The sequence below is a fragment of the Pseudomonas nitroreducens genome (assembly GCF_014204515.1).
Classification (GTDB): domain Bacteria; phylum Pseudomonadota; class Gammaproteobacteria; order Pseudomonadales; family Pseudomonadaceae; genus Pseudomonas; species Pseudomonas nitritireducens_A.
The window spans coordinates 179,652-193,218 of record NZ_JACHLI010000001.1 but is presented as its reverse complement, the minus strand read 5'-3'; the positions used below and the strand labels follow the sequence as shown (position 1 = coordinate 193,218).

General features: G+C 58.4%; 11 protein-coding genes. 6 read left to right on the top strand and 5 right to left on the bottom strand.

Going from position 1 to position 13,567, the window contains the following annotated elements; genetic code table 11:
- The first annotated feature begins 26 nt into the window (after nucleotides 1-26).
- Nucleotides 27-2,585, top strand: coding sequence for a hypothetical protein (locus HNP46_RS01025; RefSeq protein WP_184585647.1), 2,559 nt, complete (start codon nucleotides 27-29; stop codon nucleotides 2,583-2,585).
- A 46-nt stretch (nucleotides 2,586-2,631) separates the two neighbouring features.
- Here HNP46_RS01025 and HNP46_RS01020 read toward each other — a convergent pair whose 3' ends face one another.
- From HNP46_RS01020 to HNP46_RS01005, 4 genes are all read right to left on the bottom strand, one after another.
- Entirely contained in the window at nucleotides 2,632-3,546 is a 915-nt protein-coding gene (locus HNP46_RS01020; protein ID WP_184585646.1) for a hypothetical protein, read from the bottom strand.
- Nucleotides 3,539-5,419 (bottom strand): AAA family ATPase, encoded by a 1,881-nt coding sequence (locus HNP46_RS01015; protein WP_184585645.1) that lies wholly within the window; start codon nucleotides 5,417-5,419, stop codon nucleotides 3,539-3,541. The genes HNP46_RS01020 and HNP46_RS01015 overlap by 8 nt, the downstream gene beginning before the upstream one ends.
- 14 nt (nucleotides 5,420-5,433) lie before the next feature.
- Nucleotides 5,434-5,730: a hypothetical protein gene (locus HNP46_RS01010; protein ID WP_184585644.1), complete on the bottom strand. Its 297-nt coding sequence runs from the start codon at nucleotides 5,728-5,730 to the stop codon at nucleotides 5,434-5,436.
- A gap of 100 nt (nucleotides 5,731-5,830) precedes the next feature.
- Complete coding sequence (locus HNP46_RS01005) at nucleotides 5,831-7,972, bottom strand: ATP-dependent helicase (protein ID WP_184585643.1); 2,142 nt, start codon at nucleotides 7,970-7,972, stop codon at nucleotides 5,831-5,833.
- Nucleotides 7,973-8,169: 197 nt separating this feature from the next.
- Here HNP46_RS01005 and HNP46_RS01000 point away from each other — a divergent pair, with 197 nt between their 5' ends.
- Genes HNP46_RS01000 through HNP46_RS00980 form a run of 5 tightly spaced genes read left to right on the top strand, consistent with a single transcriptional unit; the run spans nucleotide 8,170 to nucleotide 12,700 of the window.
- Nucleotides 8,170-8,409, top strand: coding sequence for a hypothetical protein (locus HNP46_RS01000; RefSeq protein ID WP_184585642.1), 240 nt, complete (start codon nucleotides 8,170-8,172; stop codon nucleotides 8,407-8,409).
- On the top strand, nucleotides 8,406-8,912 hold the full coding sequence (locus HNP46_RS00995) for a DUF1064 domain-containing protein (protein ID WP_311771786.1): 507 nt from the start codon (nucleotides 8,406-8,408) through the stop codon (nucleotides 8,910-8,912). Before HNP46_RS01000 ends, HNP46_RS00995 begins: the two co-directional genes overlap by 4 nt.
- Nucleotides 8,905-9,558 carry a lytic transglycosylase domain-containing protein gene (locus HNP46_RS00990; protein ID WP_184585641.1) on the top strand — a complete coding sequence of 218 codons (654 nt, stop codon included), beginning with the start codon at nucleotides 8,905-8,907 and terminating at the stop codon, nucleotides 9,556-9,558. Before HNP46_RS00995 ends, HNP46_RS00990 begins: the two co-directional genes overlap by 8 nt.
- A complete protein-coding gene (locus tag HNP46_RS00985) occupies nucleotides 9,559-12,237 on the top strand; it encodes a DNA topoisomerase (protein WP_184585640.1) in 2,679 nt (892 codons plus the stop codon).
- 16 nt (nucleotides 12,238-12,253) lie between these two features.
- Nucleotides 12,254-12,700: a hypothetical protein gene (locus HNP46_RS00980; protein WP_184585639.1), complete on the top strand. Its 447-nt coding sequence runs from the start codon at nucleotides 12,254-12,256 to the stop codon at nucleotides 12,698-12,700.
- A 78-nt stretch (nucleotides 12,701-12,778) separates the two neighbouring features.
- Here the strand turns inward: HNP46_RS00980 and HNP46_RS00975 are convergent, their stop codons facing one another.
- Complete coding sequence (locus HNP46_RS00975; RefSeq protein ID WP_184585638.1) at nucleotides 12,779-13,507, bottom strand: EAL domain-containing protein; 729 nt, start codon at nucleotides 13,505-13,507, stop codon at nucleotides 12,779-12,781.
- Between the last annotated feature and the right edge of the window lie 60 nt (nucleotides 13,508-13,567).

The window sequence follows — 13,567 nt, the reverse complement described above, 5'->3', positions numbered from 1 at the left end:
AACAATAGGTTATGAAAGGAGAGCCCATGAGCCAGCAATCCCCAGAAAAATCCTGGACGCTGCCGAAGTCCTACGACCTCGGCGTGCCCTACTACTTCCACGACTTGCTAAAGGGCAGCCCCTACGTCGACGCCTTCATGCGCGAGTTCATCGCGCAGCAAGACACCAGGGTTGTTAAATTCTTCGACTACGAGTCCGGCGAGTACCACACCGAGGTAGAGGACACTGGAGGTCGCGACCCGCTGGAAATCAGCGTTTCGGCCGTGCGCGATGCGCTTCGCTGCTCCGGAGTCCCCGACCACCTCGTCTCTCAGATGGGGCAATACCTGCACCACATGCAGAGCAGCGACGAGGGTATCGACCTGCTCAAGCTCAAGGAATTCCTGGCCTTTACCGGGGTTACAGGGGTTTATGACCTTGAGCAAGGCACCCACTTCCAGGTGGTGCAGAAGGTCAAAGAGCTCCCGATGTTCATCAACCCCAAGCACTGGGTTGGCTTCAAACACGAGGAAAAGACTCGTGATCTGATCGGGCAGCTTATGGCGCAGCCCGAGGACATCCCTGCTCACCAGGAGCAGATTGCTAAGCTTGTCGCTGAACGCCAAGCCAAGACGGTTGAGGTTCTTGAGGCTTTTGACTCCCAGGGGAAGGACAGAAACGACGTTACCCAGGCTGATGTGGAGGCTCATTTCCCTGAGTTCCAGGCCAACAAGGCCGAAGAGGCGCGCCTGCGAGATGAGCTGAAGGCCGCCTACGCTGCGGCCGCAGAGAAGTACGCCCCGAAAGATCCGGCCGCCTATCCCGTCCTGAACCCCCAGTTCGACATGAAGTGGGATGAGAGTTTCATGGATCTGTTGGGCAACCGCGTGATGTTCGAGGAGAAATACGACAAGGCTTTGGCTGACCAGGGCCGGCCGAAGGGTTCGGATCAGTACGTCCCTTACAATCACACGACGATGCGGAACCGGGCTTACTTCATTGCCGACTGGATCATGCGTGACTACACGCTGAGCCAGCAGAACCGTGGCGAGATGGCCAAGTTCTCTCGTGAAGACATCCCAGCGCGCTTCGTTTTGGCGGTGAAGGCCGAACTGGATGACGGCTTGCTGCAGCTGCTGGACGCTCCTCACCGAATCCAGCCTTCGAGCACGGCCCAGGGTAAGTACGACCTGGTGCTCAACGGCTATGTTGTGGAGCAGTTCGATCTAAAGGATCTGGATGCTATCCAAGCTCTTGCTGACAAGAACGGCAAGTTCAACCGTGACATGGAGGAACGAGCCAAAAGGCGCCGTGAAAGGAACCAGCGTGGCAATAAGCCGGCGACAGCTCCCGAGCAACCTCCACAAACGCCCCAGGAGGCACCTTCCAGCGTCGAATCACCCGAACTGGGCCCGCAGGGCGAGGCGATGGACAATATCGCCTCAGGCGCACCTGAGGGCGCTCTGCCCCCTATGGACGAGATTCCCCTCGATGCCTACGAGGATTATGGCTATCCGCCAGATGTCGCCAGCGCAATCGAAGATGGCTATTCAGCGCCGCACGATAACCGCAGTCCTGGATCTGATGCTCAGGGCTCTACGGACGACGCCCCTCCTCCGCACATCGAGGGTGACCCTCAGGACTACTCCAGCTATGAGTCCGCCGAACTGAGCAGCGAGCCTCCTCAGCGTAAACGCTGGCGAGAGGACATGTCTCAGTCGGAGAGAGATGCTGAAGATCAGGAGCAGAAAAACGAGCGAGATGACCGTCGGCCAAAGCACAACGGCAGCGCCGGCAAACACTCGAGCTACAAGAACAGGCCTGGAGCCAAATCCCATGGCAAGTCGCCGGGTGCCAGCCAAAAATTCGCTCCAGGGCAAGGTTCGTCAACTTCCGCGAAGGGGGATGAGCCAGGGATCAACTTTGGTCAGCCGAACAAGCCACGTGGCCCGAGCACGCCCAAAGAGGCGAAGATCGACCCTAACTCTGAGCTCAATGATCGCGCTAAGAAAGCGATGAATGACCTACGTGAGCATGAGCGTGGGGGACACAGACATTCTCGTCACCATGGATCGCCTGGAGGAGGCGGAGGTGGTGGCATGGCTATCGACCTAGGGTTCGGTGCCATCGTGGGAGCCGTTGCCAGCATTGCAGGCTCTGCGCTGGGTTCTCTCAGCACCAAGCGTGTGAAGCCGGGCGACTTCACTGCTGGGATCGAAGCTGCCACAGACAATCTGGCCACCTGCAGATCATTCCTTGGTGCCCCTGCCCGCCCAGGCCACGTTGTCACTGACGATATGGAGAAGGAGCGCTGGGAAACCTTCGGTAATGCATTGAAGTCGCTCAATGCCTCGATCAAGGGCGTCTCCAAGTTCTCTGCTACCAAGTATCCACGTGAGCTTGGCGATGCCCTTCAGAGAGCTAGAGCTGAGATCCTGCAATCTAAGGGGGTGATCGACAGCGCAGCTGCTCACGAGAACGACATTGGTGAGATGGCTCGCGATCTTAAGGAAACTGCCCAAGAGTTGGCGGAGATGGTCGCAAAGATCGTGAAAACGATCCTTCAGTTGCTTGGTCTGGAAAGGGACGCGGCGCCTCGCCCGTGAAGACCTGGTGTTACTGAGAAGGGCGCCTTCCGGCGCCCTTTTCTTTTCAGCTGTTCAGACTGGTTTCCTGCTCAAGCGTGTCTTTGGCAAGCTGCAGGAGCAGCTGTCGGATGTAGTCGTCGTGCTTGTTTGAGTCGCAGACCTCGTCGATCAGCTCCAGCAGGCTTTCGCGACCACTCTCCTCAGCAATGTCCTCGGTGGACTTGCGCAGCATCTCCACGAACAGAGAGGCGTTGCGCAACTGGTTCACCGCAGCTTCAGCAGAGTTCGATACGCCCGAGAACACAATTGGGGTAAGTTCGAGCGGAATTGCCTCTATTCCGTCGGCCGTTACCTCATGGACGTAGACCTTCTGGCTCTCCTCGCTTGGGCCCAGGCGCAGCAGTCGGCCGGCTACCAGAAGGGTCTGGCCGTCACTGGAGTCCACCAGCGGTAGAGAGTTGCTGTGCACGATGGTGAGGTTCATTGCCGGGATGCGCAGGAACGCACGGGAGCCAAACTCTAGGCGCTCTGCCCCACCCCAGCAGGTGTGGCAGGTCACCTCCATTTTCTTCGCCTTGCCGCCGGAGCTATGGTTTAGCTGGAACCTGTCTGCATCGCGGCCGGCGATGTAGGTCAGGTTGGCCTTCTCCAGGATGGCGGCGACATGGCCCTGGTTCTGCTCTTCCCAGCGGCAATTCCTGGGAACCAGGATGGGCTTCTTGTCCTTGAAGATCTCGATGATGGGCACTAGCTGCCCGATGTCACGGGTCTCATGGAGCAGGTCAGCAACGATCACGGGCTGCAGGTTGCGCTCGATGGCGATGGAAATCGCCTGCCGGAGCTTATCCAGGGCCGAGCCCCAAACATCATCAACCCGGCCGATCCGCCGCCCGCCGCCGAGCAGGGGGTCGCCGATCACCAGCAGTCCACGGGTCTTGGCCAGCACCACCGTTGGGCCAACTTCGACTTCTTCAGTCATGACTATGCTCCTTCAACGGGCCATTGCAGGTTGGGCAGACGCCGCCCAGGGCTTCATGCAACTCAGCCCGTTGGGTCTCGATCCTTTTCATCTCTTCCTGGCAGGCAGTGAGCTCCGTCCGGGACTTCTCAAGGCTGGTATGGCTGGCCGCCAAGCGCTGAATGCTGTCCTGGAGCTCTGAGGTGTCCGTGATCTTGGGTACGTCTGCGGGCTTCAGATCCCTCAGCTGGCCCAGCGCGGACACCATCTCGCGTAGCTTCTTCAGCTTGGCGCCTGCCTGTCCGATCTCGTTCCGGTATTCCACCTGAAGTACCGGGGCATCACGCATTGCTGGGAGTTCCGCCAGTTGTTTGAGGCCACCAATACACCGGGTCAGCACCTCGATCTGATTGATCCCGGTGGCCAGCTCGTCACTGGCCATCAATTTGACCGTGTTTGCAGGTACACGGGACAGCTTCCCGTCAGCCTCGTCGAGGATAGTGACCTTTGACTGAAGGGTTTCGAGGCGTTTGAGGTCTGCCTCCATGCTCTCCAGGGTGCCCAGGGCCTCGAGAATCTCAGCGCACTGCCTTTGCATCAGCAGTGGGTCATAGGGGTTCTGAACCACCAGAGACATGATCGCCAGCTGGTTTTGGTAGACGTTGAGCTCCTTTTCCAGGGAAACACGCTTGGAGCGGGCCTCGGTCACCTTCTCGTTGAACATCTGGTTGATGCGCATCACGTCCCGCGATTCACGCCCCAAAGGGAGGAGCATGGCGCGCTGGCCGCTGGTGAACATCTCGTTGTTCAGGATGAAGTTCTGCTGCTTCTGGGTCTGGAAGTTGATGTTCTGCCCTTCCACCGGAGCCATGCTCAGGTAGGTGTGCAGCCACTCAGGCACGCCAGTGCCCGAGTCAGACTCTTCAACCACTGTCAGATTGGCGTCGCGAAGCACCATGGAGGTCTTCTTGTTGCCCTTGCGCTCGTACTTCCAGAGGATGCTCATGCCCTCCTCGATGCCGACCTCAACCTCGAAGTACGGCATGTCGTCGCGGATACGCCCTTCCTCCCCGCTGTTGGTGCACAGCTCGAGCATGGCCTGGATGAACTTGCTCTTACCCTTGTTGTTGTCCCCGGTGATGATGGTCAGGCGCGGGGACAGCTCCACCATGATGTTCTCGTGAGGGCCGTAGTTCTGCAGGCGGATGTAGCGCAGCGCGCTCTCCGGTGCTTCGTACTCCTCATCCGGCTCGGGCTCTTCCGCGATGGTCTTGAATGCGGACTTACCGTTGACCACGTTGAGCTGTAGGACGCGGCCATGGCCCGCGAAGTGGCGAGGGTCTGAGTGGCTAACGTAGACCACCTGGATGCCGATCTTCTGCGACAGGTACTGCATGAACGCGGCGAAAGCCGAGGTGTAGGCCTCGTTGATGTGGCAGTCGGACTCGTCCAGGAACAGCACGCGTCGGTTCGGGTGGCGCGCCAGCACGATGAAGCGCAGGCCCATGGCCGTCAGGTTGGCGATGGAGCCGCCCAGGTCTTTGTCGATGTTGCGCAGCCGGCCGCCGACGATGGCGTCGAAGTCCAGGTTGGCCTTGTTGTTGCGCATGCGCGAAGTGAGGACGATCTTGTCGACGTTGCCTGGCATCACGGTGTTGACCAGGTCGGTCAGCATGTCCTCGAAAAGCCCCTTGTTACGGGCCTGGGCGGACAGGGTCACCTGGTGGATCGCTCGCAGGACATCGTCCTTTCGCGACAGCATGGCGTCTACGTCTTCGATCTCTTGGCACAGCTGCAGTTGCCGGGCCTCGGCAATGCGATAGCGCTCACCGATCTGCGTCTCTTTCATCGCAGTCTGGCGAACGCTTTGCTCCAGTTCCCTGGTGTTGATCATGGGGTGTCCCCTGCTTACTTGCGTTGGCCTTCGAGATCCTGAGCGACCTTGTTCAACAGGTTTTCGCGCATCTCGATGGTGTTCGCGAAGTCCTGGATGGCGCGGGAGTCTTCGTCTCGGGCCTTCTCGAACATCTGGCGCAGCGTGGCCAGGTCGGAAGTCCCGTACTTCTTCATCATCTCGTCTTCGAGCGCTGCTAGCTGTGCCTGGGTGCTTTCCAGAGTGGCGTTGAGCCTGATCTCCTTATCGCGGGTGGCCTGAGCGCGTTCGTTGAGAGCTACCAGGGTCGCAGCCAAGTCGTTCTTTTGCATTTCAAGCGTCCTTTACAGGGAAAGTGCTGGTTGGGATCAAAACGAAAGAGCCGTCTCCGGCTCTTTGCGATGGGGTGTGGTTACCGTGATCTGAGGTACGTCAGTAGACCGATGGCCCGGAGGACTCCCTCTTCGGCGCCGGCCGGCGCCAGTTCTGAATAGGCTTGCCGGTGCCCTCCGCAATCTCAATAGCCCAGGGGGAAGCTGTAGTTTTCACCTCACCACCGTGCTTGTACTTGAGCTTGGGGTAGGTCATCACTAGCTTTTCCATGGCGCGGGTGATCCCTACGAATGCGATCCGGCGCTCTTCCTCCATATCCTCTTCAGAGGGCTCTTCTCCGGGGGTCGAGTCACGGTCGAAGCCCACCACGTACACATGCGGGAACTCCTTACCCTTGGAGGCGTGCATGGTCATCAGTTGGATGGACTCATCTGGGTTCGCCGAGTTGTCGCGGGTGGCCTCACCCAACAAGGACAGCTCGTCCAGGATATCTTCTGGCTTGCGGCCCTTTTCTACTTCGCCATAGAAGCGGTCGAGCAGGTGCTGCACGTTCAGCATGCGCGATTCGACTGCGCTGTCGATGGCGTCATCGTCTTTGGAAGCCGCGCGCTTCAGGTTCGGGAGCATGTAGTACTGCCACAGGCGCTCAAAGGCACCCCGGAGGTACTCAACGTCCTCGCCCAGGGCGGCAAGTTGGCGAATGGAACGCATGGACTTGATGAACGGGCCGACCTTCTCGGCGACGGCCGTTGGTGTTTTGTCCGCGCGGACTTTGGTGGCGCACTCTTCTAGGTAGGCCATGGCAGTCCTGCCCTTCTCGCCGGCTTTGGGCTTCATGGCCTTCTTGGCGGCCATGCCCGATACTCCGAAGCTGGTGTTATCCAGCACGCGCAGAACTGCCATTGAATCCCACGGGCGGTAAGTGGTGCGCAGCAGCGCAACGACGTTCTTGACCTCGGCACGCTGGAAGAAGCTGATGTCACCGGAGATACGGTACTCGACGCCTTGCTTGACCAGTTCTTTCTCGATGTCGTCCTTGCAAGTCCTCGAGCGGTATAGGATGGCAATGTCCTTGGGTTTCTGGCCACGAGCGATGTCGCGCTTGATCGCAGCAACGACGACCTCCGCTTCATCCTGCTGACGCTCGAAGCTGACCATGGCAACTTCCTGGCCCTGGGTGTCCCTCCAGCGCTTTTCATCGCCGGGTACCATGAAGCCCTCTCCGAGCTTCCGGGTCATGCAGGCCGCCAGGGCGTTTGCCGCCGCCAGGATGTTCGGCGTCGACCGGTAGTTCCGGTTCATCTCGATGAGCTTGGCGTGTGGGTAGCGACGGATGAAGCCCATGATCACTTCGATGTCCGAACCACGGAAACCATAGATCGACTGCTTGTCGTCACCCACTGCGTAGAGGTTGCCGTGGTGCTGAGCGATCTCGTCGACGATCTTCATCTGGACAGGGTTAGTGTCCTGATACTCGTCGAGCATGATGTACTTCCACTTCTGCGCCAGCTCGAACGATACGTTCGGGTCTTTCTGTAGCAGGTTCTTCGCTACGACCAGGATGTCGTCGAAGTCGATGCCGCCGGCATCCCTGCACAGCTTGGTGTAGGCACGCCAGACGTCGACCGTGATGCGGTACAGCATCTCGTTTTCGTCGCCATTGCCCAGCATATCCTGCTTGAAGCGTTCTACGTCTTTGCCGTGTGCGCGGGCGGCAGCCATTTCCTTGGGTATACGCTTTGCCCAGTCGGACTCCTTCAGAAGCTCCTGAGAAGTCTCGTCCAGGGACTTGATGGCTTCATCGAAGAGCGTCTTGCTCTCCTTGTCATCCAGGATGACGCACTCGGCCATGTTGAGGTCGATGCTCTTCAGGTACTCGTGGTCGGCGTAGTTCTGAAGGATGTGTCGGAAGATGATGCTGTGGAAGGTGCCGGCGGTGATGTGCTGGGCATTGGGCCCCACCATGTTTTCCAGGCGGGTCTTCAGCTCGGCGGCCCCTTCGTTGGTGAAGGTCATCATTAGCAGGTTGCTCGGCAGAATGCCGGACAAGAGCATGTTCGCCGCGCGGCTGGTCATGGTCTTGGTCTTGCCGCCGCCGGGCGGGGCAAGGTTGAGCACCGCGCCCTCAATGGTGGTCGCGGCCTCGTACTGCTCGGGGTTAAGGTCGGACAGCAAGTAAGCCCGGCGTTCCTCTTCCGGGAGCTGCAAAAGCTTCTCGTGCGTGGTCTGCGGCTTGCTCACGTGCGCACCTTAAATGTGATTCCTTGGCTCCCTCCATCATGGCATCGACGGTCGTGGAGCTGCAATTGTTCGTATATTGACGCGCCAAAATTTAGATGAAAAACTGAGTGGACACACTCTCTTTTTTGCATAAATTGCACGACTGAGCTGTTCAACCCCTCTGTTTCAAGGCTGTAGTGATGGCAAACGAATCGGATATGGCTTCCGACGTCGAGCAACTTTTTCTCGACGTAAGCCTGGCGAATGCTCGCGGAAAGAGCGAGAAAGGCCCCGCCTACACGGGCGAGTGCCTCAACTGCGAACACCCCCTGCCCGCTCCCAAGCGCTGGTGCGACAAAGACTGCGCCAAGGACTGGGAAGACCGTGAGAACGCCAGGCTACGCAACGCCGGCCGCCCGCTGGTGAGCTCTGCGATGTTCGGGGAACTCGACGAGTGACAGCGGTCTCCTTCCGGAATGTGAAGCTCGATGCGAGCGTCACCCGGATCAGTGCGGCCGATTTTCGGCAGGTGCTGGCGGCCGCAGGGCCGGAGGAGAAGAAAGGCAAGGGTGGAAAGGGCAAGAGCAAGTTCAAGGCCGAGCCGGTGAATGCGCCTGAGGGGTATTTCGACTCCAAGGGCGAGTACAAGCGCTTCCTCGACCTGCAGTTGCTCGAGCGCGCCGGGGTGATCAGTGATCTACGCCGCCAGGTGCGCTATCCCCTTCAGATCGGCGACTGCCTGGTCTCCACCTACATCGCGGACTTCGTGTACACCGAGAAGGGCCGGGAAGTTGTTGAGGACTTCAAAGGCTTCCGCACCCGCGAGTACCTGCAGAAAAAGCGCTTGATGAAGGACATCCATGGGATCGAGATCTACGAGACCGGTACGAAGTCCTCCAGCAAGGTGAAAACCAGATCGCCGAGCGCCCGGAAGGCAGCCAAAGGTAACTCCAGTGGCTGATCTACCTCCCGAAGTCCCGCTCGACCTGATGCAGATCAACCAGTGCATCGCGGTGGCCCAGGCCCAGTTCCCGAATGTCGCCCCGATTATGACCAAGACTGTCCTGGCCGTAGAGGGCGGGCAGATCGGCACGATCCGCAAGAACACCGACAATTCGTTCGACATGGGCCCGATGCAGATCAACACGACCCACCTGGTCGATATTTTCCGTCGTTTCGGGTACACCGCGCGGGATCTGGTCTACAACCCCTGCAAGAACATCATGGCCGGCACCTGGCTGCTCTCCCGTCACATGACGGACAACGAGGGCAAGGCTTGGGTGGCCATCGGCAATTACCACTCGAAAACCCCGAGTGTCCGACGCACTTACCTCGAAAAGGCCGTTACTGCGTATTCGCGCCTTGTCGAGGGCATCCGCGTCGGTAGAGAGAGCGAGTCGCTGGGGCGCACCACGAACTGGGGTCGCTCCCTTCGTGTGGCCACGTCGATTCCTTCGCTTGCTGCTCTCGAAGCGGCGATTGAGGCAGACCCAGGCGCGGTAGCCCGCCCCTACTCCGCCCAGGCGCCGGTTTCCTTGAGGGCACAACCAGAGTCGAGGGTCATCACGATAGACACTCGACAGAAGAAGCTGAGGTTTATAGAGTAAATGTCGTCTTACACAGCAGTAGTTTGCGAGAAGGGCCCCCAGGCAAAAGACCTGGCAGCAGCCCTTGGCTGGCAAAGAACGAATCGAGGCTACGAGGGTACGCACAAAGGTCGCCTGTACGTCATGCAATGGGCGCGAGGCCATCTTACCCGGCACCTGGATCCGGATGAGATCACGCCAGGCCTCGGGTGGGAAAATCCGTTCGCCCTCGCACCTATTCCAAGAGCGGTGAAGACCGTTCCGGTGATTGAAGAACCGGATGGCTCCAACAAGGAGCTTTCTCAGGATCGCCTCAAGCGAATCGGCAGCGTCCTGAAGGATGCTGATAGCGTCGTTATCGCAACTGACCCTGATAGAGAGGGTGAGTGGATCGGCTGGGCGATCATCGAGCATTTCAATTTCAAGGGGAAGGTCGAACGCCTGTGGCTCTCTGAAGGCTACGACAAGGTATCGGTCGACAAGGCCTTCACGAATCTGCTTCCTGGTCATGTAAAGAAATCAGGGTATCGCTCTGCGGAGGCACGCGGCCTCTGCGACCGGGCTTACATGCACCTGGTTCGGGATATGACGTACTGGGCCCGCCGTGGCGCAATGGGTCGTTACCTTGGGCGTGGGAATAAGCGTGAGTCGGTTGTCTCCAGCGGCCGGGTTCAGGGCGCCGCCCTCTATCTGATCTGGCTGCAAGAGCAGAAGATCAAGAACTTCGTCGCACAGCCGTTCTTCAACATCTTCGGTGACTTCGACGTCAAGGGTACCCCCCTCACCCACATCGAGTACGCCCCTAAAGTCACCCAGGAAATCATCGACTCCCAGCCCAAGGGTGTCCTTTGGGTTCCTCGCGGTAACGCTGAGAAAAAGCAGCTGGATGAACCGCTGTGGGCGGATAAAGCCATGGTCGACGACTTTAAACGTCGCCTCATGGAAAACGCCCATCGTGCCATCGTTATCGACTACAAAGAGGCCATCAAGTCCGACAATCCGGATGGCACCTTCCACCTGGTTGAAGCCAAGTCGCTTCTGATCAAGGCCACGAAGATCAATGGCGAGCAGGCCCAGGCGGTCTTCGAAGACCTCTATCTGCAGGGCTACACCTCTTACGCGCGTACCGACAAGAAAGAAATTCCGCAGAGCTTCTACGCGCCCGAAGAGCGTAACTCGCGCTTCAACAACGTGATGGATGTACCCGGAATCACGGAAGCGGCGAACAAGGCCATGGCCATCCACGATGGCAAGGATCAGCAGTACAAACCCTTCTTGCCTGATTCTTATGCGCCGCCCAACAAGAAGCTTGAGCACTGGGGGATCATTCCTTCGAACCGCAAGGTCGATGCAGCGGCCCTTGCAGCGATGCGACCGAATATGAAGGTAAAGGATCGCATCGTGCACACAGCCGAGCACATGCGTATTGCTTACCAGCTGATCGCGAAACGCTACGTCCAGGCACACCTGCCTCCGGCAACCGTAGCGACCCAGACGATCACCATCGCGGTTCCCACGAAGGATCTGCTCGGTCATGACTATGCCGTGTTTAAAGCTCAGGGCCGCCGTCTCATCGATCCTGGCTACATGGCCTTCTTCCCTCCGGAGAAGAAGAAAGACGATGTCATTCTCCAGAAACTGGAGAAGAACGATCCTGTCCCGCTCACCGCAGTCGAGCTGGTCGAGAGTAAGACGAAGTGTCCGAACCGCTTTAACGAAGGCTCCTTCGAAGAAGTGCTGCTTAAAGCGGCCAAGTATGTCGACGACCCGGTGATGCGTGCCTATTTGGCTGACGGCGTTAACAAGCCCGAGGGGATCGGTACGCCTTCGACCAGGGAGACGGTTCTGCCGAACCTTCGTGCCCGTGGCTACATCGACGTGCGCGACAAGGGGAACATCTTCTGTGAACCGAAAGGCGATGAGTACATCCGCTACCAGTGCGACAACGGGCACGAGTGGATGTACAGGATCGAAACCACAGCAGAGTGGGAGGGCCAGTTGGCCCAGCTGGTGGAAATCGAGGACGATACTGAGGCCCTCCAGTTCCAGGCCAAATTCGTCGATGCGACCATCACGAAGATCGAGAACTACATCCACTGGATGAACAACAAGTACAAGGACGCGGGCCTCGCCCCTCTTCCGCGTGAGCTTGATGTCGTAACTCCAAAGCTGAAAGAACTCATCCAGTCGGTCTGCAAGCGCAAGAACATCAAGGTTCCGTCTGGTGCTCTATCTGATCCGAAGAAGGCCCAGGCCTTCCTGGATGAGCACGGCATCAAGCGTAAGGCACCTGGGGAGGCCGGCGGTGCGCCGGGTGCTCCGAGTGACGCGCAGATCGACTACGTGTCCAAGATCGAGGCAGCCCTGGGGATCAAGATAGGCGAGGAGGACAAGAAAGACCGCTCCAAGGTATCCGCCTTCATCGAGGCCCACAAAACCGCCTACGACAAGGCCAAGGGTCAGAATCCGCCGACGCAGGCGATGATCAACTTCGCGAAGAAGATCATAGAGAGGCTGGCTGACGATCAGAAGCCTGGGCCTGAAGTGCTTGAAAGCTACGCCGCTTGTAAGCAATTCTTGGATAAGCATGCCAAGGATTCCAAGAGCGGTTCCTCGTCTGGCGGCTCAGCCGGCAGTAAGTCCTCCGGGGGCTCTGCCAGGGGGTCAGCTAGGCCAGGGTCAGGCTCAGGACGCCGATAATCCAGAAGTGAACAAAATGGGCTTCAAAATCCGTTACGTGAAAACCTACACCGCCGATGAGTGCCGAAAGGCCCCCAATGACATTTTCGTCTTTGGGGACAACACGGTAGGTAAGGGCAAAGCTCCCGGCGCCGGCCAGGCCGTGATCCGGGACGAACCCAATGCCTTCGGTGTGCCAACCAAGGTGGCGCCCTCCAACGCGGCCAGCTCGTTCTTCTCCGACAAGGAGGAGGAGATTGAGCTGGTAAAAAGTAGGTTGCGTGAGCTCTTCAAGCTGGGTCGCCAGGGTAAAACCCTGGTCTTCCCTGAGGAGGGCATAGGCACCGGCCGGGCTAAGATGGCAGAGAAAAGCCCCAAGGCCTTCGCACTCATGATGGACATCCTGGAGAACCACTTCGGGGTGGAGTTCAAGAAGAAGCCCAAGCGATCTACCTCCAGCCCCTCTGACTCGATGGAGCCCTGAAGGCTGAAATGACAAGGCCGGCGTTAGCCGGCCTTTTCTTTTGTGTCTGGAAGCCCCTGCAGGGCCCCTTCCTGGGCTTTACGGCAGGAATTGCTTCCGTAGGTAGGATTCGAAGCCATCGACGTCGGTGAGCTTTGGAGCGGCCTTGGCAAACAACCAGCCTTGTCCCTGGTGTATACCCATTTCTCGAAGCAAGGTGTACTGGCTGACCTTGTCGATGTGCTCGGCGACGACGTCGATGCACTTCTCGTCTGCGGCAATGATCGCGTGCCGGCACAGGTTCCTGGCCGCACTGCTGGTTTCAAGGTTGATCGTGAGCGACGAAGCTAGCTTGATGTAGTCCAGGCCCAGGTCGTCGATTAGCTCCAGGTTGGCGTGACCTTCGCCGTAGTCATCCATGCCGACAGTGCAGCCGGCACGGTGCAATTTATGGATGAAAAGCATGGCGAGGTTCAGGTTCTTAATTGGCGCCGTTTCTGTAATTTCCAGGGAAAGAACAACTCTGCTCTTTCGATTCATCAGTACATCAATCGCCTTTCTCTGAAAAAGGGAGTCAGAAAGACTGATCGCTGATATATTTACCGCGACAGGAGTCGGTTTAGGGTGAGCAATAGCCTCAGCCTCGCTGATGACCGTTCGTAGGGTCATCAGATCTAGATCGATAATTGCGCCAGTGTGCTCGAGGCCTTTGATGTACTCCTCGATATTGCACACTCCCGCAACTCTCAGCAGCGCCTCATAACGCACCAGCGCTAGGCTCTGCATGTCCACGATGGGCTGATACACGTAGTGGTTTTCGCGCTGCATGGCTTCTCCTCGCCGCCATCATAGGAGCTTGCTCCAATGAGTGGTATGCGATGCCGCGCG

What these genes read in the sequence shown, in the direction of transcription:
- HNP46_RS01025 (WP_184585647.1), top strand. Translation starts at nt 27, where the DNA reads ATGAGCCAGCAATCCCCAGAAAAATCCTGGACGCTGCCGAAGTCCTAC.
- HNP46_RS01020 (WP_184585646.1), bottom strand. Translation starts at nt 3,546, where the DNA reads ATGACTGAAGAAGTCGAAGTTGGCCCAACGGTGGTGCTGGCCAAGACC.
- HNP46_RS01015 (WP_184585645.1), bottom strand. Translation starts at nt 5,419, where the DNA reads ATGATCAACACCAGGGAACTGGAGCAAAGCGTTCGCCAGACTGCGATG.
- HNP46_RS01010 (WP_184585644.1), bottom strand. Translation starts at nt 5,730, where the DNA reads ATGCAAAAGAACGACTTGGCTGCGACCCTGGTAGCTCTCAACGAACGC.
- HNP46_RS01000 (WP_184585642.1), top strand. Translation starts at nt 8,170, where the DNA reads ATGGCTTCCGACGTCGAGCAACTTTTTCTCGACGTAAGCCTGGCGAAT.
- HNP46_RS00985 (WP_184585640.1), top strand. Translation starts at nt 9,559, where the DNA reads ATGTCGTCTTACACAGCAGTAGTTTGCGAGAAGGGCCCCCAGGCAAAA.
- HNP46_RS00980 (WP_184585639.1), top strand. Translation starts at nt 12,254, where the DNA reads ATGGGCTTCAAAATCCGTTACGTGAAAACCTACACCGCCGATGAGTGC.
- HNP46_RS00975 (WP_184585638.1), bottom strand. Translation starts at nt 13,507, where the DNA reads ATGCAGCGCGAAAACCACTACGTGTATCAGCCCATCGTGGACATGCAG.